General features: G+C 56.7%; 18 protein-coding genes. 5 read left to right on the plus strand and 13 right to left on the minus strand.

What is annotated here, in order from left to right; all coding sequences use genetic code 11:
* Window positions 1-13 precede the first annotated feature (13 nt).
* The 5 genes from VNX88_18960 to rsmG all read right to left on the minus strand — a co-directional run bounded on the left by VNX88_18960 (window position 14) and on the right by rsmG (window position 4,006).
* Window positions 14-247 carry a hypothetical protein gene (locus tag VNX88_18960; protein ID HWY70756.1) on the minus strand — a complete coding sequence of 78 codons (234 nt, stop codon included), beginning with the start codon at window positions 245-247 and terminating at the stop codon, window positions 14-16.
* Between the two features lie 119 nt (window positions 248-366).
* The gene (locus tag VNX88_18965) at window positions 367-903 is read right to left on the minus strand and encodes a hypothetical protein (GenBank protein ID HWY70757.1); all 537 of its coding nucleotides are present in this window, start codon (window positions 901-903) and stop codon (window positions 367-369) included.
* Window positions 904-920: 17 nt separating this feature from the next.
* Window positions 921-1,820, minus strand: coding sequence for a ParB/RepB/Spo0J family partition protein (locus VNX88_18970; GenBank protein HWY70758.1), 900 nt, complete (start codon window positions 1,818-1,820; stop codon window positions 921-923).
* 171 nt (window positions 1,821-1,991) lie between these two features.
* Window positions 1,992-2,825, minus strand: coding sequence for a ParA family protein (locus VNX88_18975; GenBank protein ID HWY70759.1), 834 nt, complete (start codon window positions 2,823-2,825; stop codon window positions 1,992-1,994).
* Between the two features lie 554 nt (window positions 2,826-3,379).
* Window positions 3,380-4,006 (minus strand): 16S rRNA (guanine(527)-N(7))-methyltransferase RsmG, encoded by a 627-nt coding sequence (rsmG, locus tag VNX88_18980; protein ID HWY70760.1) that lies wholly within the window; start codon window positions 4,004-4,006, stop codon window positions 3,380-3,382.
* Window positions 4,007-4,681: 675 nt separating this feature from the next.
* Here rsmG and VNX88_18985 point away from each other — a divergent pair.
* Entirely contained in the window at window positions 4,682-5,764 is a 1,083-nt protein-coding gene (locus VNX88_18985; GenBank protein ID HWY70761.1) for an OmpA family protein, read from the plus strand.
* Between the two features lie 308 nt (window positions 5,765-6,072).
* Complete coding sequence (gene purD / locus VNX88_18990) at window positions 6,073-7,350, plus strand: phosphoribosylamine--glycine ligase (protein HWY70762.1); 1,278 nt, start codon at window positions 6,073-6,075, stop codon at window positions 7,348-7,350.
* A gap of 69 nt (window positions 7,351-7,419) precedes the next feature.
* On the opposite strand, the gene VNX88_18995 is transcribed toward purD, so the two are convergent.
* The 7 genes from VNX88_18995 to VNX88_19025 all read right to left on the minus strand — a co-directional run bounded on the left by VNX88_18995 (window position 7,420) and on the right by VNX88_19025 (window position 15,959).
* Window positions 7,420-8,232: a SpoIIE family protein phosphatase gene (locus VNX88_18995; protein HWY70763.1), complete on the minus strand. Its 813-nt coding sequence runs from the start codon at window positions 8,230-8,232 to the stop codon at window positions 7,420-7,422.
* Between the two features lie 128 nt (window positions 8,233-8,360).
* The gene (locus VNX88_19000) at window positions 8,361-8,801 is read right to left on the minus strand and encodes a RidA family protein (GenBank protein HWY70764.1); all 441 of its coding nucleotides are present in this window, start codon (window positions 8,799-8,801) and stop codon (window positions 8,361-8,363) included.
* Window positions 8,798-10,471: an AMP-binding protein gene (locus VNX88_19005; protein HWY70765.1), complete on the minus strand. Its 1,674-nt coding sequence runs from the start codon at window positions 10,469-10,471 to the stop codon at window positions 8,798-8,800. Before VNX88_19005 ends, VNX88_19000 begins: the two co-directional genes overlap by 4 nt.
* Before the next feature lie 294 nt (window positions 10,472-10,765).
* Complete coding sequence (locus VNX88_19010) at window positions 10,766-11,932, minus strand: acyl-CoA dehydrogenase (GenBank protein ID HWY70766.1); 1,167 nt, start codon at window positions 11,930-11,932, stop codon at window positions 10,766-10,768.
* Window positions 11,932-12,762, minus strand: a complete 831-nt coding sequence (locus VNX88_19015) for an enoyl-CoA hydratase family protein (GenBank protein ID HWY70767.1) — start codon at window positions 12,760-12,762, stop codon at window positions 11,932-11,934. Before VNX88_19015 ends, VNX88_19010 begins: the two co-directional genes overlap by 1 nt.
* A 36-nt stretch (window positions 12,763-12,798) precedes the next feature.
* Window positions 12,799-13,587, minus strand: a complete 789-nt coding sequence (locus VNX88_19020; GenBank protein ID HWY70768.1) for an SDR family NAD(P)-dependent oxidoreductase — start codon at window positions 13,585-13,587, stop codon at window positions 12,799-12,801.
* A complete protein-coding gene (locus tag VNX88_19025; GenBank protein HWY70769.1) occupies window positions 13,584-15,959 on the minus strand; it encodes a bifunctional salicylyl-CoA 5-hydroxylase/oxidoreductase in 2,376 nt (791 codons plus the stop codon). The genes VNX88_19020 and VNX88_19025 overlap by 4 nt, the downstream gene beginning before the upstream one ends.
* A 282-nt stretch (window positions 15,960-16,241) precedes the next feature.
* On the opposite strand from VNX88_19025, the gene VNX88_19030 reads away from it, so the two are divergent.
* Window positions 16,242-17,120 carry a hypothetical protein gene (locus tag VNX88_19030; GenBank protein ID HWY70770.1) on the plus strand — a complete coding sequence of 293 codons (879 nt, stop codon included), beginning with the start codon at window positions 16,242-16,244 and terminating at the stop codon, window positions 17,118-17,120.
* A gap of 226 nt (window positions 17,121-17,346) precedes the next feature.
* On the plus strand, window positions 17,347-18,186 hold the full coding sequence (locus VNX88_19035) for a hypothetical protein (GenBank protein ID HWY70771.1): 840 nt from the start codon (window positions 17,347-17,349) through the stop codon (window positions 18,184-18,186).
* A gap of 61 nt (window positions 18,187-18,247) precedes the next feature.
* Here VNX88_19035 and VNX88_19040 read toward each other — a convergent pair whose 3' ends face one another.
* Complete coding sequence (locus VNX88_19040) at window positions 18,248-21,601, minus strand: hypothetical protein (GenBank protein HWY70772.1); 3,354 nt, start codon at window positions 21,599-21,601, stop codon at window positions 18,248-18,250.
* A 418-nt stretch (window positions 21,602-22,019) separates the two neighbouring features.
* Here VNX88_19040 and VNX88_19045 point away from each other — a divergent pair, with 418 nt between their 5' ends.
* A complete protein-coding gene (locus tag VNX88_19045) occupies window positions 22,020-25,472 on the plus strand; it encodes a carboxypeptidase-like regulatory domain-containing protein (GenBank protein ID HWY70773.1) in 3,453 nt (1,150 codons plus the stop codon).
* The last annotated feature ends 1 nt before the right edge of the window (window position 25,473 follow it).

Genomic DNA, 25,473 nt, shown 5'->3' on the forward strand with positions numbered 1-25,473 from the left:
GTCCGGATTTCGACTAGCGGTCTGCTTTGCTCTTCGGTTTTGTTGTGATGTAGCGATACATCCAGCGGCCTGGCGGAAGGAACGCTAATACGGCAACCACCAATCCAATTGCTATGAATGTAACGGGGAAAAAGTTCTGACCGAGATAGTTGGTGTACGGCGGCACACGTCGATAAACCATTAGCCAGCCAACGATGGCGATTCCCAAGCCGCTAAAGAATATGAGGACTCGTTGTTTGATAGGCATGAACAATTCGTACGAGGAGAGTTTCTCCACTCCCCACATGCTTTCCGAAATCTCGCAAACTATCGCGAGCGTAATTCTCGAACTCTCATACCCCGGAGGAAAGCGGGGGCTTTGCGTGGTCACTTGCCGGTTGTTAATTCAGCGATTTCTTTTTTGAGTGCGCTCACCGTCTGCTCGTCAGGGCTTTTTCCATGTCCGCGCCAGCGAATCGTCGCAGCAGAATCGACGAGAAGAACGTAGGCGTCATTGGTATCGGAGAACTCGGCCAGTTTTTTCCAGACGTCTTCATCCTGGTATAGGAGCACGAATGAATCGTGCGCGTTCTGCGGAACGCCTCCGCGCATTCCGTGGCGGATCAATCCACGCGCAAGCTTGGGTGCGTCCTGCAGCTCGGCGACACTGAATATCGGAACATTTTTATTTTCGGCGAGGTCTTGCCTGAGCTGCTTGCTCCAGCGACCAGCAGAATCTCCTCCGGAGCGGCTGAACCCGATGACGAGAATGGCAGGATGGCCGGCAAACGCGTCCGGCAAAACAATCTTCTTGCCAGCGAGCGTCTCAGCCTCTGTATGCGGAATGCTTTGCGCTTGCAAGCAGAGCGCCATCAGCCAGACTGCGATGGCTGGCCGAACCAACCTGATAAACAGGGTCTGCACTCCCCTGATTACGCGAATTACTTGCTCAAAGTTTCGACCACACGGTCAAAGTCTTCAAGCGACGCGTACTCGATCACGATCTTGCCTTTACCCTTGTTGTCACGAATCGTGACACGAACGCCCAGGGCTCGCTGCATTTCTTGCTCGGCGGCGCGGACGTTGGGATCGACTGGGCGCCTTGCTTTTGGCTCCTGAGAGGCACCGTCTTGCGGAGCCAGCAGACGATGAATCAATTCCTCAGTCTGGCGAACGGAGAGCGACGCGGCGCGAATCTTCTGCGCGGCAGCGAGGATCGCCTCAGGAGAGTCGAGCATGAGCAGCACTTTGGCGTGTCCGGCGGTGAGTTCTCCCTTCTCGATCGCCTGCTGAATTGCTTCCGGCAGGCGCAGCAGGCGCAAGAGGTTCGCGATCGAAGCGCGATCCTTTCCCGTCTTCTGCGACATCTGCTCCTGCGTGAGGTTGAATTCGCGCGAGAGGCGGTCGAAGGCGCGCGCCTCTTCCATCGGATTCAGACCTTCTCGCTGCAGATTTTCGACGATGGTCATTTCCATCGCCTGTTCGTTCGAGACCTGCTTGATCACTGCAGGAACGAATTCCCTTCCGATCTTCTGCGAGGCACGCCAGCGGCGTTCACCGGCAATGAGCTGGTAGCGTCCATTCATCGGGCGCACGACGATCGGCTGCACAATTCCGTTCACCAGAATCGAGGCGGCGAGCTCGTTCAGGGCCTGATCGTTGAGGTGGGCTCGTGTTTGATACGGATTGGGATCGATCTCCGTGACCGGCAGATCGCGGATCGATTGCCCGTGAAGGTGCGTTGTCGGTGGCGGCTCAACCGGCCGCGTCGAAGGAAGGAGGGATTCGAGTCCGCGACCGAGCGCTTTGCGTGGTCCGGGGGTTGTAGTTGGGGCTGACAAAGTTCTCTCCGTTGAGGCCGGTGGCACAGGCGCCCTCGCCTGTGTCAGTTGAATGGATCACAGCCGAGGGCGACTGTGCCACAAATGCTTTTTAGGCGAATGTTCCACGTGGAACATTGCCAATCAACCCAGACTGCATGGTAGAGACGTCCGCCGCGGCGGACTGCGTCTCTACGAGGCTGCTTGTTCCGCGACGACTCCCTGCTGGACCAACCGCTCTGCCTCGTTCGCGGCAGCCCGGCTCATTACTTTTCCCATGATCTCTTTCGCGAGCTTTATGTAGCTTTCGGCGCCCCGGGAACGAACGTCATACAGCAAGGCTGGCTTGCCATAGCTCGGCGCTTCGGCAAGTCGCACATTGCGGGGAATCGTAGTCACGCAAAGCTTGTCGCCAAAAAACTCGCGAAGGTTTCTTGCTACTTGCTGAGCCAGGTTGGTGCGCTCATCGAACATCGTCAGTACCACGCCTTCGACCTCCAAGCCTGGATTAAACGACTGGCGAATTCGCTCCATGGTGTCCAGCAGTTCGCTAATGCCTTCGAGTGCGAAGTATTCGGCCTGCATGGGAATCAAAACTGAATCGGCGGCAACGAGCGCATTCAGCGTAAGCAGATCCAAAGCCGGCGGGCAGTCGAGAACGATGAAGTCGAAGTCACCACGAACCTGGTCGATCGCCTGACGCAGACGGAACTCGCGCTCTTCTGCCTGGACCAGCTCGATATTGGCTCCGATCAGGTGCTTGTGAGCTGGAATAACATGGAGACCCTCGAGCTCATTCGAGAGAACCGCTTCTCGGGCACCGGACTCACGCATGAGTAAGTGATAGGTGCTGAGGCGGTCGGGATCGCGCAGGAATCCCAGTCCGCTGGAGGAGTTCGACTGAGGATCGCAGTCCACGAGCAGCACTCTGACTTCGGCTGCCGCGAGCGACGCCGCTAGGTTGATCGCGGTCGTCGTCTTGCCGACTCCGCCCTTCTGATTCGCAATGGCGATTACTCTAGCCACTTCATCAGCCCTCGAAGCTCGAACTTATGGTCACCGCAGACGGTTTCGCAATGCCGGAGATTGGTGCAGGCTCGTGGATAAGTGGACTGTTCCACGTGGAAGATTCGAACAGAACTGGCTTCAATGTTGACGATCGACTTAGGTCCGCGAAGTGGAAAATCATGTGAAGAACTGGACGCTTACTCCTTGTCGGCCAACCGAAGCGCCGAGAGCTCCCGCCGGACGAAACTCTTGAAGGCTTCCGGTTAGGAGTGTTCCACGTGGAACAAACCTATTCCCGCATCGGTGGTCCCGAGAACGGGAAGCGTGTTAGCCAATTATGATCCGATCAGCGCAGATTCAACTTGGCGTCATATCGGACCTGTTTACTGTCTTGATTCCCCACCATCAGATCAGCCAGTGCGTGCTCCTAGACAGGAAAATCCAGCATTTGAACCGTGTTTCGGCCTCAATCATCATACAGAGAATAAATAGCGAAGATCAAGAGGATTGTCGGCAGTGAGCCTTTAGAAAGGATTCAAATTGACTGACCGATTCCCTATGGTGGATCAAGCTTATTGCCCCGCCAGGCTCGTTTGAGACCCCATCAAGACGATCCGCTCCCGAGATTTCGGAACCAAGATTGGATTCAGCCACAAAAAGTTCGGAAGTGTTTTTCTCGCGGTGTCGGCTTGAGACGCTCCTATAAGCAGCGCGAGTTTTCCGCCAGATTCGACCAGCGAGGCTGCTACTTGAAGAACAGCCTCAAATTTCTCAACCGCGCGCAGAGTCACGATCTGTGACTCGTGCTTAAAATTCTCTGCGCGACCCGCATAAACACTGACATTTTTCAATTCCAGCGCGCGGACGACCTCGCGCAGGAACGCTACTTTTCTCTGCTGCGATTCGATCAGAGTCACCTGGGCACGCGGCGCTAGAATTGCCATTGGGACCCCGGGAAATCCAGCTCCGGATCCCACATCGGTCACGCTGGATGCCTCCGCCACGCCAGCCTGCTCGCCGGCAAAAAGTGATTCACCAAAATGGCGCTGAACCATCTCCTCAGGCGCACGGACTGCCGTGAGGCTGATTTTGGCGTTCCACTTTAGGAGCAAATCGAGATAGGTCACAACCTGCCTGGTCTGGTCCGTCGAAAGCGGCTTGGCGAGGAACGGTCTGAGGAGATCGGTGAGCGCGGGCATTGCTTACTAAATCAAGATAAGCCGTCGCACCCGTAATGCAGATTGCTCAATGGGCGTCCTCGGAAACTATTCCCCTGGCACTGCTGGCCACTACGTAAAGACTTTTGGATGGAGCAGGCTCAGAAAAAGGGTCGCCCACAGTGAGAACCCGTACGAAAATAATTCACTGATAATTCGCTGTTATTCACTGTTCCCGAAGCTGACATTTTCAGATTTTAGGCAACTTTAGATAACCGTGACGTTAGTTCTTGAAAATTCACTGTTATTTTCACTGTTCTTGTCTTTCAGCTCCCTTTTCCCCACTGGCCGCTTGGCCATCCCGGTGGGGCGCGCCACATGCTGGACCCTGCGACTCCAGCTACTCAGGCATCCAATCCGGGCTGCTGCCCTTTTTTCTAGTAGGGAGCGTACAAAATACTCGGTTTCTTCATACTCTCTAAACGTCTCATTTTGCATCGCTTACATCCATCACAAACTAAAGGATTAGCACTTCAAGCTACGCGCGGGAAGTTGGCATCTGAATTGATATAGAGAGTAGCGAAGGTGGGAATGTGGTCCGTCCGCCGTTCTCGGACGCGGTGCTCCGAGAGGAGCGGTGAAAAGACCAAGGGTTCCCCCGACATATTGCCCGGACCCTCCCCCAAAGTGTTCCGGAAAAAGTTTGGAGGAATCGAAATGAAGTCGCGTTATCTACTGGCTCTGGCCGCCTCACTCATTGTTCCGGCCGCTTTCGCCCAACAGACCACCACCACAAGTTCCGACAAGCAGTCTGCGCCCGCGTCGCAACAAGTTACTGCTACAGCTCAGACGCAAACAACTCAGACGCAGGCAGCTCCGGATACGAGTGGTCCCAACACCAACAACGACGCAAACCTCTCAGCGCGTCAACCATTGCAGCCCGATACCCACGAGGGCTTCTGGGGACACCTGAATCCGTTTGCCCGCAAGAAATACGTCCAGCGGCAAATGGCTCCGATTCGCGACCGCATGAACGAGCTGGATGAGCTCACTTCGACGAACTCGAAGAACATTAAAGACGTGGATTCACGCGCGCAGGAAGGCATTCGCCAGGCTTCTTCAAAGGCCGATTTGGCGGACCAGCATGCAGTCGATGCCGGCAATCGAGCGCAGCAGGCGCAGCAAAGCATTCAAGTCGCCAGCACTCGCCTCGACACCGTCCAGCAGACTCTCGGCACACTTGACCAGTATCAGCCTGTCTCTGACACCGAGATCCGCTTCCGTCCCGGACAGCAGGCGCTGAGCCCGAAGGCAAAAGAAGCTCTTGATCAGCTCGCTGACCAGATGAAGGGACAGCGTGGCACGATCGTGCAGGTGCAGGGCTTCTCTTCCGGCAAGGGAAACACTGCGATTTCGAACTCGCAGGATATGGCGCAGAGCGTAGTTCGCTATCTGGTCATCAACCATGACATCCCGCTCTACCGCATCTACACCATTGGCGTCGGCAATGCTCCGGTGAAACCGACGACTGCCGAAGGTCCGGCAAAGCGGGTCCGCGGCGGACGCGTGGAAGTAGCGCTGCTGAAGAACGGCGTAGCCGATCTGGCGCAGTCAGCCAACGCGCAAAATGTCGCACCGAGCAGCGGCTCTGCTTATCAGCCGAACGCGCCTCAAGGTGGCGTTACTGGCAGCGTGAATCGCAATGCCGCTCCTGCCACGAGCCAGCAGCCGACTACAACAACGCAGCCTGCGGGCAACGTGAACAACAACAGCGGTGGGCAGCCGATACCGCGGCAGTAAGTCGAAATAACTTAGAGTTAAAGGGCCTCGAGAAATCGAGGCCTTTTCTTTTGTTCACGACAAGTGAGAAGATCGGGTGATCGGGCCATCGGGTGATCGGGTGAAGTGGAAAATAAAGAGAGAGACTGGCCCTCTATCACTGTCATTCCTCGCGCCTGTTTTTGGCGCGGGGGAATCTGCTTTCTTCGGAATGACCGAAAGCGTGGCCTCTCAGGTTTTCACTTCACCGGATCACCCGATTCTTCTGGCCTCGTTGACACGCTCTAGCTGTGCGCCCTAACCTTGCAAGTTCCTTTGGCGGAAAACTGATGCGTATTCTGGTTTTGGGTGGTGGGGGTCGAGAGCATGCTTTGGTGTGGAAGCTGCGGCAGTCGCCGCGCACCACCGAGATCTTCTGCGCGCCGGGGAATGCGGGAATTGCGCGAGAAGCGTCGTGTATTCCGGCCGATCTCAGGAGCGTGGACGAACTGGTACAGCTCGCGCACAAACTCCGTCCTGATCTGACCGTCGTTGGTCCCGAACTTCCGCTCACGCTGGGTGTGGTAGATGAGTTCGAGCGCCGCGGGCTCGCCATTTTTGGTCCATCCCAGAAGGCTGCGCACCTCGAGGCGAGCAAGGCATTCGCCAAGGAGTTCATGCAGCGCGTCAAAGTTCCCACCGCGAACTACGCCATTTGCCGCAATCCTGCAGAAGTACACGACGCACTAAGCCTGTTCAGCACGCCGACCGTGGTGAAGGCCGATGGACTCGCGGCAGGGAAAGGCGTAGTGATTGCCAAGACAAAGGAAGAAACCAGCACCATCGCACATGACATGCTCGCCCGCAAATTCGTGGGTGAAGCCGGAGCGCAGGTCGTGCTGGAAGAATGCTTGCGAGGTGAAGAGCTGTCTTTCCTGGTCTTGACTGACGGAAGCGCTGTAGTTCCGCTCGTGCCTTCACGCGATCACAAGCGCATCGGCGAGGGGGACACTGGTCCCAATACGGGAGGCATGGGCGCATACTCCAGCGACGATCTGCTCAGCAATACCATGCAGGACTGGATCATGAAGCACATTGCGCGCCCCGTAGTCGACGGCCTGCGTGCCGAAGGAGTTGTCTACAAGGGCGTCCTGTATATCGGGCTGATGATGACAGCTCGTGGTCCTATGGTACTGGAGTTCAATTGCCGCTTCGGCGATCCGGAAACTCAGGCGGTCCTGTTTCGCCTCGAAAGCGATCTCGTGGACATCTGCGAATCGGTAGCCAAAGGCACATTGCCGCCGGAGCCGCTGCGATGGTCGCCTGAGCCTTCGGTTTGTGTGGTGCTTGCCTCTGGCGGTTATCCGGGAACATTTACTAACGGCAAGCCCATTTCGGGACTCGATCAGGCAGACAAACTGCCTAACGTAAAAGTCTTTCACGCAGGCAGCGCCCATTCCGGGAATCAAGTTGTGACTGCCGGCGGGAGGGTACTTGGCGTGACCGCGAGCGGCCCCAACCTGGAAGCCGCAGCCTCCCGCGCCTACGAGGCAGCCGAGAAGATTCGTTTCGAAGGCATGCAGTATCGGAAAGATATTGCAAGGGCGGCGATAGGCAATAAGCGATAGGCAATAGGCGAACGCGGCTGGAGAGATATTTGTGGTTGCTTTTAGCCTATTGCCTATCGCCGTTTTTCCTCACGCTGCCGCTTCTGCCTGTGACATTCGCATCAGGCAAACAACTGTTAGATCATTCGGCTCGTGGTTGCCGCGGAAGCCCGCAATTGAGAATTGTGGTCCGAATGAAGATGGCCGTTCGGCGTGCTTCACCGCGCGCTCCAGGAGATCGTGGCAAACGTCGTGGGCGGAAGTGAACGTCTGTTGCTGGAGAGTTTGGCGCACGCGATCAAGTCCGAACTCGTGGCGTCCAGCAGCGATCTCCACCAATCCTCTTGACACCAGCACAATCGACGAGCCCGGCTGCGCGACCGACACTTGGGCGTCGTGAGTGGCGTGGGAAAAGAGCCCCAGCGGCAGGCCGGTCGGGTCGAGCTGGGTCACCTCGCCATCGCCCTTGATGAAGGCAGGTGTGTGCCCCGCGCTCACGTAGTGTATGAGCCCGAATTGTTCGTCGAGGCAGCCAACGAACGTCGGCGCAGAGCGCACTCCGCCGGCCGCCTGGATTACCGTGCGATTCAAATCGAGTACCAGAGCCGTAACGCCATCGGAGACGTTCGCGTCCGGATCACTTAGCAGTTCCGGCGCCCGCTCGTGCATGGCGTCCTGGACGGCGGCTGCGATGTTCAGCGCTTCATTCCGCCTACCCGCGACGTCTGAGAGCAGGAAGACCATGCGCGTGTCGCTGATCGGCAGGAAATCGTAATAGTCACCGCCGACACGCGATCCCTTGTAGCGGGCCGAGACGCTCAAGTCCGCGCGATCCGGCAGCACCGAGGGCCGGGGAATACGCAGATTCTGCTTAGGCGCTTCGCGCTCGAAGAAAAGCTTCATGGAAAACGGGTCCGGGCGGGGATGTCGAGAAAAATATCACAAACGTGCAGGAAGGCAAGTGGCCGGTAACGAGAACAAGCTAACTGCACGCCGCAAAGGACCTGCCAGCGTCAGAACCGGGGAGGCGCTTATTTTTTCGACTTCTTTGGCTTTGCTTTGCCCTTGCCCGTGAGTATCGCCATTCCCTCAATCTCGACCTTGGCGCCTGGCACAAGCAATCCCGCAACGACCACGACTGACATCGCCGGATAGTGCTTCCCCAGTTCTTCCCGATAGGCCTTGCCGATCTGCTTGGTGTTAGCGAGATAGGCGTCGCGATCGGTAATGAACCAGGTGAGCCGGACCAGATTCTCGGCTTTTCCCCCAGCAGCTTCGAGCGCCGTGAGGACGTTGGCGATGGCCTGACGCGATTGCTGGGTGAAGTCATCGGAGACCAGGCGCTCGGTGATTGGGTCCCAGCCGATTTGGCCTGCGATAGAAACGATCTTGCCCTGCGCCACGGCGGCGTTGGCGTATCCGCTCGGCAGCGGCCACTCTTTAGGATTCACCAGCTTTGGCAGTTTGCTCATTGAGTCTGCTTTCTTAGTTCGTAACGCTGCAGTTTGCCCGTCGCGGTGCGTGGCAGCGCGGCCACAAATTCAAGCGAACGCGGGTATTTGAAAGGCGCGATCTGTGATTTTACGAAATCCTGCAGATCTTTTTTGAGTTGCTCGCAAGGAGCGTACTCCGCGGAGGTCACAACAAACGCTTTCACCACCTGGCCGCGGTCGGGATCGGGCACGCCTACCACCGCGCATTCCTGTACCGAAGGGTGCTCGAGCAAGACGTTCTCAACTTCGATCCCTGCAATGTTGTAACCCGAACTGACGATCAAGTCATCAGTTCGCGCTTGAAACCAGAAATATCCATCTTGGTCCATGCGGAAGGAATCGCCGGTCAGGTTCCATCCGTTCCGCACGTACTTCGCCTGCTCGCGCGGACTGTCGAGATACTTGCATCCCGTGACCCCACGAACGGCGAGGCGGCCGACTTCGCCGGTAGCCGCATCGGTGCCATCGTCACGAACGATCTTCGCCTCGTAGCCGTGGATCGCCCTTCCCGTAGCCCCGGGCGTGATCTCCTCTTCAGGAGCGCTGATGAATATCTGCAGCATTTCAGTCGAACCGATGCCGTCTATGATCTTCAGTCCAGTAGCCTCTTGCCAGGCTTCGAAGGTCGACAAAGGCAGCGTCTCGCCAGCTGAGACACACTTACGCAAGCTCGTTACCCGATCTCGACTCAGTTGCTTGAGCATCGCGCGGTAAGCCGTGGGCGCGGTGAAACAAACGGTCGCTCGGTGCCGCCTAAGTCCTTCAAGCAGATGTCCCGGGCTGGCCTGCTCCAACAGCACGGTTGCGGCGCCGATGCGCATTGGGAATAGCACGAGCCCGCCCAGTCCATACGTGAATCCCAGGGGGGGAGACCCGATGAAGAGGTCGTCCGCATTCGCCCGCAGCACGTAGCGAGGGAAGCAGTCTGCCGCCGCGAGAACATCACGATGCGTGTGCATTGTGCCTTTGGGCTGACCGGTGCTGCCTGAAGTAAAGGCGAGCATTGCGATGTCCTCCCATGAGGTTTCGCAGTTCTTGAACACAGCGGGTTTGGTAGCCATAAGGGCCTCAAGGGAGTCAGGAGCCTCGGAGTTGAATAGAACGACTCTCGCGTTTCGGCGTGCAGATCCATCGGCGCGTTTGGCAAGCGCGTCCTCGCAATCGCCGGCATACCGGGCGTCACAAAGCGCCAGCGAAATCTCTCCCTTGTCAGCAACGGAAACGAGTTCGCGGCAGCGCAGTAGACACGGAGTCGTGACTGCGACTCCTCCCGCCTTGATCACACCGAACCAGCAGGCGACCAGCATGGGGTGGTTCGGGCCGCGTAGGAGTACGCGATTGCCAGGAATTAGGCCGCAGTCTTCGAGCAATACGAGCGCAATTCGATTGGTTGTTTCAAGCAGGCTCCGATAAGTCCAGGAGCCCAACTCGTGGATGAAAGCAGTGCGCTCTCCTAAATCGCGCTCAACCATCCGGTCGAGCAATTCCACAGCGCAGTTGAGGCGTTCGGGATACGAATACCCGGGCAGATCACGGAAGAAGGTAGGCAACTGCCCAAGTAGAGGCATGCGGTCCGCGCAGAAGGTGTCCACGTGCGCGGTGTATCGCGTGCCAGTCGTAGGTCGATTTGTTGTCTCGTTCTTCGACAAAGTCACAGGCTTACCTGTCTATCGCACCGTGGTTCGTGCCGAGTTTCGCGGCACGATTCGAAATGAGCCCGGCATCCCATGCCGGGTTGTACGTCGAGAATCAGAGCCCTGTAAGGGCGGCACGTTCCAGATGTGTCGCCCCTGCGGGGCTCAATTGAGAATCCAATCTCCCCGGCAGTTCCTGCCGGCTCATATCATGTCGTGCCGCGAGACGCGGCACGAATTCGCTGTGCTGCCGTTCAGTCTGTCAGCAAATTCTCGTTTACCAATGGACCATGTAGAAATTCCTCAGAGTTATCCATCTGTTGCCGCCTTGAGGACCTGACTCGCGATGATGAGTTTCTGGATCTCACTCGTGCCCTCGTAAATGCGCAGGGCGCGAATTTCGCGATAGAGCTGTTCGGTGACTGAGCCCGCAAGCACGCCTTGGCCGCCCAGAATCTGTACAGCTTCATCGATGACGTGCTGAGCAGATTCGGTTGCGTGCAGCTTGGCCATTGCCGCTTCGCGGGTTACAGGCTGCTTGAGCACGTCGTGCGTCCATGCGGCACGATAGACGAGCAGCGCTGAGGTATCGATGGCCAGGGCCATGTCGGCCAGTTTGGCTTGCGTGATCTGGAACTCGGAGAGAGTCTTTCCGAAGGCTCTTCGTTTCTTCGCCCAGCTTACAGCTTCGTCGAGTGCGCGTCGCGCAAACCCGAGTGCAGCTGCGCCCACCGTTGGGCGGAAAACGTCGAGAGTCGCAAGAGCGACCTTCAGTCCTTCGCCTTCCTTCCCGATGATCCCTGATGCTGGTACACGACAATCTTTGAACTCAAGGGTCCCAATGGGATGTGGCGCGATTACATCGAAGCGGTGGATGGCCAACCCTGGCGTCTTATCTTGAACCAACAGAGCTATATACGACTTCTCGCCGCCTTCGGGATATCGGCAGAAGACCACGTAAAAGTCTGCAAGACCAGCGTTGGAAATCCAGGTCTTGGTGCCGTTGATCACAAAGTGATCGTCGTCGCGGCGCGCCGTAGTCTGCATTGAGCGTACGTCGGAGCCGGCGTCTGGTTCCGAAATGGCAAACGCGGCGATCATCTCGCCTGCGGCGACCTTTGGCAAGTACTTCTTCTTTAGAGCATCAGAGCCGAATAAAGAGATCGGGCCCGATCCGAGTCCCTGCATAGCAAACGCGAAGTCTGCGAGGCCGGAGGGATAAGCGAGCGATTCGCGTATCAGGCAGATACTGCGCACATCCAGAGGTTCTTCGTGTCCAAACGGCGCTGGAACGGCGTGCTTCCGCACGCTATCCCCGAACGCACGCACAAACATGCGACAGCGCTCATCCGGACTCTCTCCGGCGCGGTCTTCACTCAGATCGACATTGCTTTGAATCAATGTCTGTACTTCGCGAGCGAGTTTCCGATGCTTCTCGTCAAAGAATGGCCAAGTGAGAAAGGTGCGGTCGGGCATTAGTTGCCCTCGAATTTCGGAGTCTGCTTCGCAGCGAAGGCGCGATAGGCGCGTGCGAAGTCTTCGGTCTCCATACAAGCGGCCTGAGCCTGAGCTTCGTTCTCGATGGCGTCGTCGATGCTCATATCCCACTCTTGGTGGAGACAACGCTTCGTGGTTGCATGAGCGACAGTAGGACCATCGGCGAGATCGCGCGCAAACTGTGTGGCTTCTGGCAGCAACTTATCCGGAGCGAGCAGACGATTGTAGAAGCCCCAGCGCTCGGCTTCATCGGCGGTCATGAAGCGTCCGGTGTACAGCAGTTCGGCGGCACGCCCATGCCCGATGATGCGGGGCAGGATCGCACAGGCACCCATGTCGGCTCCGCTGAGGCCGACTTTCACGAACAAGAAAGCAACTCGGCTGCGCGGAGTACCAAATCGGATATCGCTTGCCATGGCGATGATGGCGCCGGCTCCTGCGCATACACCGTCAATGGCGGCGACGATTGGTTGCGGGCAATCGCGCATTGCTTTGACTAGTTCGCCACTCATGCGGGTAAAAGTCAGCAGCCGGTCTGCCTGCTTTTTCTCTCTTATCTCAACCAGTGGCCCGATGATCTCGTGAACATCTCCGCCGGAGCAGAAGTTGTCGCCGGCACCAGTGATGACGATGGTTTTGATTGCAGGGATGTGATTCAGCGTGTGAAACGTTTCAATGAGTTCGTTGTATGACTCGAAGGTAAGTGGGTTTTTGCGTTCGGGACGGTTCAGGGTGATAGTCGCGACCCTGTCGTCGACTCGCCAGAGAAAGTGCTTTGGCTGAATATCCGAAATGGGAAGGTCAGGCATCGATCCGAGTTACGTGGTGACGGATAGAACCACTTGCTACATCACTTCTCCGCCAGCTACTGCGATCGCCTGCCCAGTGATCGCTGAAGCGCCGGGCGAGCAGAGCCATGCTACTGCATCCGCTACTTCCTCGGGCTTTACCACTCGTCCTTGCGGATTTGGACGCGTGAGCATTGCGCGCGCTTCCTCGGGAGATTTGCCCAGCGAAGTCACGAGCTCCTGCACAGCGCGATCGAACATCTCAGTTTCCGTGTAACCCGGGCAAACGGCATTAATCGTTACTCCCGATTTGGCATATTCCAGCGCAAGGGAACGCGTGAAGCCGATGAGTCCATGCTTGGCCGCGCAATATGCTGCGATCTTCGGATATCCCTTCAGCCCTGCGGTCGACGCGATGTTCACCACGCGTCCTTCGCCTGCGCCTGCCATAGCAGGCAACACCTGCTGAGTGCAGTAGAAGGCGCTGCTGAGGTTGGCGTCGATCATGTTCTGCCAGTGGTCCGGATCGATATCGGCAAATCCTCGTGCCCGCGCCTGGCCCGCGTTGTTCACCAGGATGTACACGCAACCCAGCGGTGCAGTGGCGGCAGTAAAGGCTCGCTGTACCGAAGACAGGTCTGTGACATCGACGTGATGAGTCTCCACGCGCGAGTCGAATTGGTTTCTGATCGCCTCGGCGGTGTCATGAAGGCGATCCATGTCGCGGCCCATCAATGAAAGGTCAGCGCCGAGTTCGGCGAGCGCACGGGCAACGGCAGCTCCGATTCCGCGACCGCCGCCGGTAACGATCGCGTGGCGGCCGCGCAGGCAGGCATCGCGCCTCAAGCTTTGCTTTCCTTAGCTCGCTGCACGGCGCGTTCGAGCTGTTGTTTGCCGGTCAGATATTGCTGTGGCCAGTGTTGATCGGCGTAGCCGAGCTGCGCCGCGGCGTGCAGCGTCCAGTTGGGATCGACAAGGTGAGGCCTTGCCAGTGCGCAGAGATCCGCGCGCCCGGCGGCGATAATCGCGTTCACCTGATCGGCCTCCGTGATGTTGCCGACTGCAATTGTGGGGATGCCGGCTTCATTGCGAATGCGCTCGCTGTAGGGCGTTTGGTACATGCGTCCATATTGGGGACGGGCATCGACTGACGTCTGCCCGGTAGAAACGTGAATGATATCAGCGCCGGCGCGATGGAAGGCGCGCGCGATCTCCACGGCCTCGGGACCTTCGACACCTCCCGGCGCCCAATCGGTCGCGGAGATGCGTACTGACATCGGCTTGCCTGCCGGCCACACCGAGCGCATGGCTCTGAATACTTCGAGGGGAAAGCGCGGACGGTTCTCGAGCGAACCGCCGTATTCATCGGTGCGGCGATTGGCCAGCGGAGTGATAAAGCTCGAAAGCAGATATCCGTGCGCGCAATGGAGTTCAAGCATGTCGAATCCAGCTGCGGCGCCCATGCGCGCCGCGCGGACGAAATCGCTGAGAACCTTGTCCATGTCAGCGCGGGTCATCTGGCGAGGAGTGTGCATCGATTGGGAATACGGAATCGCCGATGGCGCAATCACCTCCCAATTGCCGGATTCGAGCGGCTCATCCATACCCTCCCACGCAAGTTTTGTCGAGCCTTTGCGGCCTGAGTGACCAAGCTGCAACGCGATCTTGGCCCGGCTGTTGTTATGCACAAAGTCCACAATCTTCCGCCACGCTGACTCGTGCTCGGGGCTGTACATTCCAGTGCAGCCAAGACTGATCCGCGCCTCGGGCGAGATGCAGGTCATCTCCGTGATGATCAACCCCGCGCCTCCGAGCGCTCGTGCCCCCAGATGCACGAGATGAAAGTCGGTCGGAGTGCCGTCTACAGCGCTGTACATGTCCATGGGCGAGACAACCACGCGATTGACGACCGTCATATCGCGCAAGGTGAATGGAGTGAACATCGGCGGAATAGCACGTTCGGTCTGCTTACCGGAGGCCCGGCGGGCGAACCAGCGCTCGAGATTATAAAGATACTTCTGATCACGAATGCGCAGGTTCTCATGGCTCACACGCTGGCTGCGGGTCAGCAAACTGTAGGTAAATTGTTCAGGATCTAGATTGACATATCGCCGGACGTTCTCGAACCATTCCATGGAATTGCGGGCGGCATTTTGCAGGCGCAAGGCTTCGGTCTTGCGTTCCTCTTCATAGCGCTCAAGCGCGACGGTTGTTGACTCCTGGGAACTCAGCGCGTCCGAAAGAGAGATCGCATCTTCCATAGCCAACTTCGTCCCCGAGCCGATGGAGAAGTGCGCGGTGTGTGCGGCATCGCCGAGTAGAACGATGTTGTTATGGAACCAATGCTCGTTGCGCACACGAAGAAAACTCGTCCAGGGCGCTTGCGCCTGGTGTGTCGCGTTGAATAGTAAAGGATGGCCGTCAAGCCACGCAGCAAACATTGCCTCGCAGGCCGCGATGGTTTGGCCGGCGTCCATCCGATCGAATCCCGCGTTTCGCCACGAGAGCTCGTCGCATTCGACGATGAAAGTTGAGTAATTATCGTCAAAGCGGTAGCAGTGTGCCTGGAAGATTCCGTGCTGGTTCTGAACGAAGTAGAAGGTAAAAGCTTTGAACTTGTAGGTCGTGCCTAACCAGATGAACTTCGCAGGACGCAGTTCCAATTCGGGCTGAAAGTGCTCGGCGTACTTGCGGCGAATGGCACTGTTGATGCCCTCAGCAACAACGACCAGGTCGTAGGATTCCCTATTCGGCTTTGAGTCCCCTGGCTTCTTCGTAGAGACACAGCAGGCCGCATCTCTACCATCCTGCTCGCTGATATCGCTGACATCACAGACTTCGGTGTTGAAACGCAGCTCGACCTTTAACTCGCGGCAACGCTCTTGCAGGATGTTCAGCAGCTTTTTGCGGGCGATTCCGCTGAAGCCGTGTCCGCCAGACGTAATGCGAGCGCCTTTGAAATGAACATCGATGTCGTCCCAGTAAGCAAAGTTATCGAAGATTTGCCGATAGGTGGCCGAGTCGGCGGCACGAAAATTCTCCAACGTCTGGTCAGAAAAGACGACGCCCCAGCCGAAGGTGCTGTCGGGCGCATTGCGCTCGAAGACCGTCACCTGATGTTGCGGATTCGCCTTCTTCATCAGAAGGGAGAAATAGAGTCCCCCCGGGCCGCCACCAGCTACGGCAATACGCAGCGGACGGTTGTCGGAAGTCAGCATTCAAGACCTTGAAGATGGCCTTCGGCAATCTGCATTTCGGCGTTCGGCTGAATCGGGTTTCAGGGTATCACCATCATGATTTTCAAGGGCTTGCGAGCGCGAAGGCTCAGAACATTCATGGCTCGAACCCAACAGTTCTTGGTCCAAAGTAACTGGGGGACGTGGACCAAAGTGACCCTCGTCAGGGGTCTATTCTCACGAATGCTGACTTACCATGGACCCAGCCGCTTGTCTGGTTTTTCAAGTTTGAATGACCGTGCTGCGCACGGGCAAGGAGAACTTATGCACTACCAAAAAGACGCAGACTCCGTGAAGCACGAATTTGAGGCGGTTTCAACGGCCAGCCGCAGTCTGAATGTGAAACTGATTACGATGATCCTGGGCGCCGCATACATCGTCGGCTCCGGATACTTCGCCTACGAGCTCGGCTCGCGGGTCGAAAAGGCCGAAGAATCGCAGAAGACTCTCGTCGAGAGCGTTGAGCTGCGCAATAAGGCCCTGATCGACCAGATGGGCACAACCGAAGCCACTCTGAAGCAGTCGACAAACGATCTGCAAACGAGGATTGGAAAGACGCAGCGTGAGATCAATGCGCGTTCTGCTGAGCTTCGCAAGCAGGTGAACGAAACCGAGCGGCAGCTCAAGAAAAGCCAGGAGTTGCTGTCGTCGATGTCCGGCGACTTGGGTGGAGTCAAGCGAGACCTCTCGGGCGCGAGGGGCGACATCTTGTCAACCCGCAACGACCTGGAAGCTACGAAGAAGCGCCTCGAGACGACGATCGGCGACCTCGGAATGCAGAGCGGCCTGATCGCTCACACGCGCGAGGATCTGGAAGTCCTGATGCGCAAGGGCGAGCGCAACTATTACGAGTTCACACTCACCAGGAGTAAGCGTCCGACGCCAGTGGGCACCATCAGCCTGCAGCTAAAGAAGGTGAACTCCAAGAAGGGCAACTTCACGATGAACGTTCTTGCCGACGATCACGTGATCGAGAAGAAGGACCGAAACGTCGCCGAGCCGCTGCAGTTCTATACCGGACGCGACCACATGCTGTACGAGGTGGTGGTGTTCACGGCCCAGAAGAAGTCGGTATCGGGCTACCTAAGCACCCCGAAGAACGCGCCTCAACCGGGCGTGATCCGGGAGCAGTCAGGCTCCTAACCTAAGCTGAAAACCGGAGAGCCGCCCCGTCCCGGGCGGCTCTCCTGTTTAGCGACTTGGTTAGGCCGGAATGCTCGGCCGGAGAACCGAGTAACCGTAACGATTCTTCACGCGTGACTCACAACTTGTGCATGGTTTCCGTGTCGAATCAGGTTATATTTGAGCAGCTTCTTCTCTGAATTTTCATCAATATGTCGAGGGCTTTCCCCAGCCTGAAGGGTGAACTATGGAATACGAGCAAGACACTGTTGCAGAAGATAGCAACAACGTATTTAGGAAAGTAGTAATCGCTGTAATCGTGCTGTACGTGCTTGGCTCAGCTTACATGCTTTATAGCCTCGGCTCACGCCTCAACAAGGTCGAAGCGGACCAAAAGGCAGCCATCCAGAGCGTGGAGCAAAGCAACAAGGTTCTGATGGATCGACTGGGGCTCACTGAAAGCAGCCTGAAACAGTCGACCGAAGTGCTGCAATCGAAGCTCACGCGGGCGCAGCGCGAAGCCGCCGCGCATGATGCAGCCCTGCTCAAGCAGCAACAGCAGACTGCCCAACAGCTGCAACAGAGTCAGCAGCAGTTGTCGTCGGTCTCAACCGATCTGGGCGGCGTTAAGACGGATCTGAGCGGCGCGAAGACCGACCTCACCGCCACGCGGAGCGATCTCGACGCCACGAAAAAGAGGCTCGAAAGCACGATCGGCGATCTCGGTGTGCAGAGCGGGCTCATCGCGCACACACGTGACGATCTCGAAGTCCTGAAGCACAAGGGTGACCGCAACATCTACGAATTCACGCTGAATAAGAGCACGAAGCGCCCGACCCCGGTAGGAACGGTGAGCCTCCAACTGAGAAAAGTGGATGCCAAGAAGGGCAAGTTCACACTCAACGTAGTGGCTGACGACCGCACGATCGAAAAGAAGGATAAGAATGTGGCCGAACCGCTGCAGTTCTACACCGGTCGTGACCACATGTTGTACGAGGTGGTTGTGTTCTCAGCCGACAAGAATTCGATTTCTGGATACCTAAGCACGCCCAAAGGCGCGCCGCAGCCTGGAGTAATCGCCCAGTAAGGGAAGGCAGGTACAAACAAACGTGGTTCCGGCCCAGCCGGAACCACGTTTTACTTTGTTGCTATTTCACTTCCACCAACATCAGTCTCTGCAATCCCTTCTTTCCCATTGCGTCATTGAATGCCGGTAATTCCTTTGAATAGAAATCGTTGAACTCGGACTGAGCTTTCTCTAGCTGTCCGTGCAACAAGTTATAGACTTCGGTTTCCGATCGCGTGGGCGCGAAGTCAGGATTGCCCGCCACGTCTGCTCCACCGCTGCCCACTTCCGCTCCGAGCCAGACGAATTTCAAATAGAGCTGCAGCGGCCCGCGAAACGACTTCAGATCGCCCTCTGTCACGGTTCTCTGCAGGAGTTGGTCTTCTATCGCGAGAGCCTTGTCGTCGAGACTCTTGGTTGAGTCAGAGAGCGCCTTGTCAGCATTGGCTGCTTTCAGCATCTTCTGCAGGTCTTCGAGTTGCTTTCGTGTCCACTCCATCTGGTTGATCATGCGCACCGAAGCGTTTGCGTCGCTGTAGATCGCCATTGATAGCTTGCTTGCGGCTTCCACGTCGGCGTCGCTGCCGGTGGTGTTCGGGTCCTTGAGGACGGTCAGCTTCTGCGTAAGAGTTTGGCCATCTGCTACCAGTTTCGCTGTATAAGTGCCCGGCCCGACAAGAGGACCGATCGTCGGTTCCCCGCTCGCGCTGTGCATCACCGACTCCGATTGGCTGCGCCCGACGCCGTAGTAGTAAACCGGGCGCGATTCCTTGCCCACGAATCGTTTCTCCTCCCAGACATGCGGATTGCCAGCCGGGGCCGTGCGCAGCGCAACATCGCTGATTGCGGGATAGCGCAAATCCCACCATGCTCGATTAATGCCCGCTAGATTCGCAGCCTTGAGCGTACGAATGGTCTTGCCATCGGCACCTTCGATCGTTATCTCAATCTTCTTTGCCGGCTGCTTGAGGAAGTAGTTGATCGAGGCGCCGTAAGGCGGATTTTCGCCTTCCACTCCTTCGGCCATTTCGCGATGGAAGGTCTCGCGAAAGCGATACGCGGGACGCGGTGCGAACAAGTGCACGGATGCGTTGCGCGCGCTGTCGTCGAATTGCTCGAGCGGCGTGAGATCGTCGAGGATCCAGAAGCCGCGTCCGTACGTGCCGACTACGAGATCCTTGAAGTGTTCCTGGACTGTAATCCAGTGCACAGGAGCGTGCGGCAAGTTGCTCTGTAACGGTTGCCAGTGATCGCCGTCGTCGAAGGAAACGTAGAGCGCATTTTCAGTTCCGGCGTATAACAATCCGCGGCGCACTGGATCTTCCTGAATGGCTTCCGTGTAGCTGAGTGGTGACTTCGGGATGCCGTTCACGATCAGCCTCCACGTCTTGCCGTAGTCCGAAGTCTTGTAAAGATATGGATCGCGAATGTTGACCTGGTGTCCATCGACGGCTATGTAACAGGTACCCGGGTCGTGCTTCGAGGGAATCACTGCATCGACGGTCATCTTCGGCGGCATGCCTTTCGGTGTCACGTTGGTCCAGTGTGAGCCGCCGTCACGCGTCACCTGCACTACGCCATCGTTGGTGCCGGCCCAGATTTGTCCTTTCTCAACAGGGGATTCGGCGAGCGAGAAAACAACGCCTGCGTATTCGACGCTAAGATTGTCTACCGTGAGCCCGCCCGAGTCGCCATGCATGCTCGGGTCGTTGAGTGTCACATCGGGACTGATCGTCTGCCACGTTTGCCCGCCGTCTGACGTCTTATGCACAAACTGGCTCCCGACGTACACCGTGTTGTGATCGTGCGGCGAGATCGCGATGGGATACGTCCAGTTCATCCGTATCTTCACTTGGCCGGCATTGGCGCCCATAGTGCGATCGGGCCACACGCTCACCGAGTGAGCATGCCCAGTGCGCAGATCGAAGCGCTCGGTAACACCTGCGTAGCATCCCGCCCAGACGATGTTCGGATCTACAGGGTCAGGCGTGTTCCAACCCGTCTCGCATCCACCGCTGGTTGTCCAGTCAGCAGCGGGGATACTGTTCGAGCCGAGATCATTGCTGGGCCCGCGCATTGAGGGCCCATCCTGCGTCTGGCCAAACACGTAATAAGGAATTCTCGTGTCGGTAGCGGCGTGATAGATCTGCGCGATTGGCAGCCGAACCAAGGTCCACTCTTTACCGCGGACAGTGGAGATCATCACGCCGCCATCGTTGCCGATCATCATGCGGTTGGGATTCTGCGGGTCCGACCACATGTCGTGATTGTCGCCACCCCAACGCACGAGGTCCGCGGTTTGGCCGCCGTCATAAGTGACCCCCATGCTGTTCGAGGGAAAGTAAATTTCGTTTTCATTATCCGGCATCACCAGCATGCGCGTGTAGTAATGCGGACGCTCATTGAGCAGGCGACTGTTGTTCGCGAGCTTCCAATTGTCGCCGCCATCGTCACTGCGCCAGAAGGAGCCACGCTGCCCCGTCTCGATCAGCGCATACACACGATTGGAATCGTTAGGCGCAACCGCAACGGCGATCTTCCCCAGCGGCGAATCAGGCAGACCGTGCGCCGTGATTCGCTTCCACGTGTTACCGCCGTCATGGGTGACAAACACTCCGCTGCCCGGACCACCACTGTTTCGGCCCCAAGTTTTGATATCGATCTGCCAGGTTCCGGCGAACAGAGTGTTGGAGTCCTTCGAATCCATCGATAGATCCGAGGCGCCGGTGTTCTCGTCGACGAAGAGCACGCGCTCCCAGTTCTTGCCGCCGTCTTTTGTGCGGTAGACGCCGCGCTCAGCCTGAGGTCCATAACAAGTACCGAGAGCAGCGACGAAGACCACTTCGGGATTGTGCGGATCGATGATGACGCGCCCAATACGCCCAGTAGCGTCGAGCCCCATATGCTGCCACGTCTTGCCGCCGTCAGTGGACTTATACACACCGTTGCCGATCGAGACATTGCTGCGGATGAAGGTCTCGCCGGTACCTACCCAAACGATGCTGTGATTCGAAGGGGCAATCGCGATCGAACCGATCGACTGCACCGGTTGCTTGTCGAATACGGGATGCCAATTGAATCCGGCATCCGACGACTTCCATACACCCCCTGAAGCAGCGCCAGCGTAGTAGACATTCGAATTGCCTGGCTCTCCCACTACAGCGCTAACACGATTGCCTGGAGGTCCAATAAAGCGATATTGCAAATGCGCAAACGGAGATTGCGGCTCGGCACCCGCAGCGTTGATCGGGGAGGCGGCAGATTCTGGCCCGGTGGCCGCATGACTCTCCGGCCCAGCTCCGGCTTTCTTGCTCTCCTGCTTTGAAGAGGTCGCCGCTTTCTTCTGCTGCGCTGCTGTGGATTGGGAACTGAAGATGAATGTGATCAGAAGACAACTGAGAACAGCGAAACAACGGGAAGCCAGCTTCGTAGCCAATCTTCACCTCGTCGCGAGAATGTGGGACGAAATAATTCCTGCAAATACTATCGCGTGGCTTTGGAGACTGTCGATTGCCGCCAACCCGTGGCTCTTCGATGTATCGGGCAAGCCTGATGTGCCAGTGAATGTTCTGATCCAAGAAAAGTGTTTTGGGACAAAGCGACGAGTTACTCGTATCTGCATACGAACTACGGCTACGAAAACACGTACCTTTACATACACCAATACCAAAAATCAGATTGTCGATAGCTGCTGCTCGGCCTCTCGAACCAATAAAACTTCATCGGATCACTAGCAAAATCAACTCATCACTTATTTCTGGTTAACGGTCCCATATTGGGATGAGTTGCATCTCTTTTGTCCCAGTGGAGACAGGACTGCAAAGAGCAGACGTTTCAATCTTTCAGGAGGAAGTATGTTCGTCAATCTTGTCCGTCGGCTGCTGGGATTAGCGATACTCGTCGCTGCTCTTGCAGGAAGCTCAGTAGCAGACGAAGTTTATGCCCGCATTCGCGGTTTAGTTACCGACCAAACCGGCGCTGCGGTCGCCGGAGCCACTGTGACAGCTCGCAATGTTGCTACCGGCGCGGAAAAAACCACGGTGAGCCAGAGCAATGGAAGTTACGAATTCTTGAATCTTCCAGTCGGCTCTTACACCGTCAAGGCAACTGCGACAGGTTTTAAGACCTATCAGAGCACTCAAATTCCGCTGGCTGTGAACCAGATCTACAACCTGCCAGTGCAGATGGCGATTGGTGCAGTTGCCGAGACCGTTGAAGTGTCTGCTGACACCATCCAGGTCGAAACCACAAGCAACCAGATTCAACAGGTGATCGGCCAAAAGCAAATCGTTGACTTGCCCTTGATCAACCGCAACTGGACGTCATTGGAGCAGGTCATCCCCGGCGTAGTAGCCGCTTCGGACCGTTTTGGAACATTTGCCGTGAACGGCAGCCAATCCACTCAGAGCAGCTTCCTGATCAACGGTGTCGACGCGAACGACCTTCCGTTGAACACGCCTCTTATTATTCCCAGCCCAGACGCGCTGGGTGAGTTCAACCTCATCACCAATACCATCAATCCCGAGTATGGTCGCAACTCCGGCGGCATTGTGAATACGGTTATCAAGAACGGAACCAACGGGTTCCACGGAGATGCCTTCGAGTTTTATCGCGACACATTCCTGAACACGCACAACTTTTTTCAGAAGACCGCTCCACAGTTTCACCAGAATCTCTTCGGAGGAACGCTGGGCGGCCCCATCATTAAAGACAAGACGTTTTTCTTCATCTCTTATCAGGGCAACCGCAACAGGCAGCCTGAACCCGGCAGCGTGAACTCCGTAACCGTCTTCACGACGCCACAGCGTACGGGCGATTTCTCAGCTGCTGCGAAGACTCCCGGCGCCTGTCCATTCGGAACCAAGGTCTCTCCGTTTGCGCTTACCGGAGAGAGCGGAGCGGTGTTTCCCGCGGGCACGCCATACTGCACGATTTTCCCGACAGGGCACATTCCAACTTCAGACTTCAATTCGATTTCTGCGAATCTCCTGAAGACGTTCGTGCCCGCGGCGAACTTTGGCGCGAATCAGTTTTCTTTTAATCCAACACGGTTTGCTGTTCAGGATCAGGGAATCGCCCGCATTGACCATACGTTCGGTCCATCCGATCAGATATGGGGTGTGGCGTTCTTCAACCACGCACCTAACTCAGAGGATCTTCCTTTTACTGGAGCCACGCTGCCTGGGTTTGGCGATACCAACAAAAGCGACTCCAAGCAGTTCATCGTAGATTGGAATCACACTTTCAACCCGAACACGCTTAACGAATTTCGTCTTGGCTTCACGCGCCTGAACTTCGTATCAACATTTCCCCAGAACCCGGTCGCTCCATCGACACTTGGGTTTGCAGTCAATCCGCAGTTAACTTCTGGTCAAGGAATTCCGCGAATCACCGTTACGGGTCTTTTCAATTTGGGATTCAGCAGCAATGGACCTCAGCCCAGGATTGATCAAACCTATGAGATTACTGACAACTTCTCGAAGGTGATCGGAAATCATTCCCTCAAATTTGGATTTGATGGCCGCCGCTTCGATGTCAACAATCCATTTTCTTCACGGAATAATGGCCAATTCACTTTCAACTCGTCCGCTTTCAACAGCACGGGAATTGCTGGAGCGGATTTTCTGCTCGGTATTCCGTCGAGTTATAACCAGACTGCCGGCGGACTGATTCTCGCTCGGGCTTATGAGAGCTACTCCTATGCACAGGATAGCTGGAAGGTTCGTCCGAATTTGATCGTAAATTACGGCGCAGGGTGGCAAATCGACACGCCTCTCGACAACAATCAGTTCAACGGACTCGCCATTAACTGCTTCCGCCCGGGTGAGCAATCGAAGGTATTTCCGACGGCCCCTTTGGGACTCGTTTACCCAGGAGATCCAACCTGCAATCGCGCCGGCGGATATGAGACCAAGTGGGGCCACATCGGGCCACGAGCGGGATTTGTGTATGCGCCGAACCTCGGCTTCTTGTCGGGAGAAGGGGGAAACAAGCTCTCGATTCGCGCGGGATGGGGCTTGTACTTCAACCGCACAGAAGAAGAGGGAGCGCTGCAGAACCTTGGAGCGCCGCCGTTCGGCCTCTCGTCGGCAGGCGCTGCAGATGTGGGCGGACATCCCAGCTTCGCGAATCCGTTCCAGGACATCTCCGGTAACGCCGCGAAGAGCGTAACGAACAAGTTCCCCTTTGTTGCCCCGGCTCCCGGGACTCCGTTCGATTTCACGAATGTGGAACCTTTCTCTATCAACGTCATCGATCAGAAGTTAAGCGCTCCGTACGCGATGAACTATAACTTGGTCATTCAGCGTGAGCTGCCGGCCAATATGGTTCTCAGCCTCGGGTACATCGGATCACAGGCCCGACATCTTCTGCGCAGCTACGACGCGAACTCGGTTACCTTGGCAGGCGCGCAGCAATGCGCAGCGAATCCAACTTGTGCCAATGATCCGTCCTTCAAGTCCGCGTTCCCGAACCTTTCCCCCTTCCCTGGAGACATCTACGAAGGCTTGGGAATTCAGGCTACAACTGGAAAATCGGGCTATAACTCGTTTCAGACAAGCCTGAATAAAGGCTTCACGCACGGCTTGTCCTTCCTGCTCAGCTATACCTGGAGCCATTCGATTGACGATGGCTCCGGCCTCGAGGACAGCGGCTTTAACCTGCGCGGCACGAATGTTCTAATTCCTGGCCTCAACGTGGGGGATTCGTCCTTCGACGCGCGGCACCGATTTGTAGCGAGTTATAGCTACCTGCTTCCCAATCTGCATAACAGCTTTAACTGGCTGCCCTCCATGGCCTTCGGCGGCTGGCAGCTCACGGGAATCACGACACTACAAACTGGATTCCCGATAAACCTCGGTGATACCGGGCTCACGTCGCTGACCTGTGATGCCAATACCTTCTACGCGTGCCCTGACTCGCCAAATCAAATTGGTCCGCTGCACCATCTTGATATCAGGACTTCGAGCATTGGTGGCGTCAATAACTTCTTCTTTGATCCATCAGCGTTCGCCGTGGCAGCTCCGGGAACGTTCGGTAACGTCCGGCGAAACTCGATTCATGGACCAGGATTGAACAACACCGATTTTGCTATCCTCAAGAACACGCCGATTGGCGGGAGCGATTCTCCTCGTTACGTCCAGCTGCGTCTTGAGGCCTTCAACCTCTTCAATCACACTCAGTTCTGCACAAACACCAGTTGCGTGGACGGCGATATCCAGGATGCAGGAGCTGGCGGAACCTTCGGTAAGATCAGCGCTGCTCAGCCTGGACGTCTGGTGCAATTGGGAGCGAAGATTTACTTCTGAT

The organism is Terriglobales bacterium, from assembly GCA_035567895.1.
Lineage (GTDB): Bacteria > Acidobacteriota > Terriglobia > Terriglobales > Acidobacteriaceae > Gp1-AA112.

Bases quoted from the DNA above. Each gene is read 5' to 3' on its own strand.
- VNX88_19025 (HWY70769.1), bottom strand. From the start codon at position 15,959: ATGCTGACTTCCGACAACCGTCCGCTGCGTATTGCCGTAGCTGGTGGC.
- VNX88_19010 (HWY70766.1), bottom strand. From the start codon at position 11,932: ATGCCCGACCGCACCTTTCTCACTTGGCCATTCTTTGACGAGAAGCAT.
- rsmG (HWY70760.1), bottom strand. From the start codon at position 4,006: ATGCCCGCGCTCACCGATCTCCTCAGACCGTTCCTCGCCAAGCCGCTT.
- VNX88_19015 (HWY70767.1), bottom strand. From the start codon at position 12,762: ATGCCTGACCTTCCCATTTCGGATATTCAGCCAAAGCACTTTCTCTGG.
- purD (HWY70762.1), top strand. From the start codon at position 6,073: ATGCGTATTCTGGTTTTGGGTGGTGGGGGTCGAGAGCATGCTTTGGTG.
- VNX88_18985 (HWY70761.1), top strand. From the start codon at position 4,682: ATGAAGTCGCGTTATCTACTGGCTCTGGCCGCCTCACTCATTGTTCCG.
- VNX88_18960 (HWY70756.1), bottom strand. From the start codon at position 247: ATGCCTATCAAACAACGAGTCCTCATATTCTTTAGCGGCTTGGGAATC.
- VNX88_19045 (HWY70773.1), top strand. From the start codon at position 22,020: ATGTTCGTCAATCTTGTCCGTCGGCTGCTGGGATTAGCGATACTCGTC.
- VNX88_18995 (HWY70763.1), bottom strand. From the start codon at position 8,232: ATGAAGCTTTTCTTCGAGCGCGAAGCGCCTAAGCAGAATCTGCGTATT.
- VNX88_19035 (HWY70771.1), top strand. From the start codon at position 17,347: ATGGAATACGAGCAAGACACTGTTGCAGAAGATAGCAACAACGTATTT.
- VNX88_19000 (HWY70764.1), bottom strand. From the start codon at position 8,801: ATGAGCAAACTGCCAAAGCTGGTGAATCCTAAAGAGTGGCCGCTGCCG.
- VNX88_19030 (HWY70770.1), top strand. From the start codon at position 16,242: ATGCACTACCAAAAAGACGCAGACTCCGTGAAGCACGAATTTGAGGCG.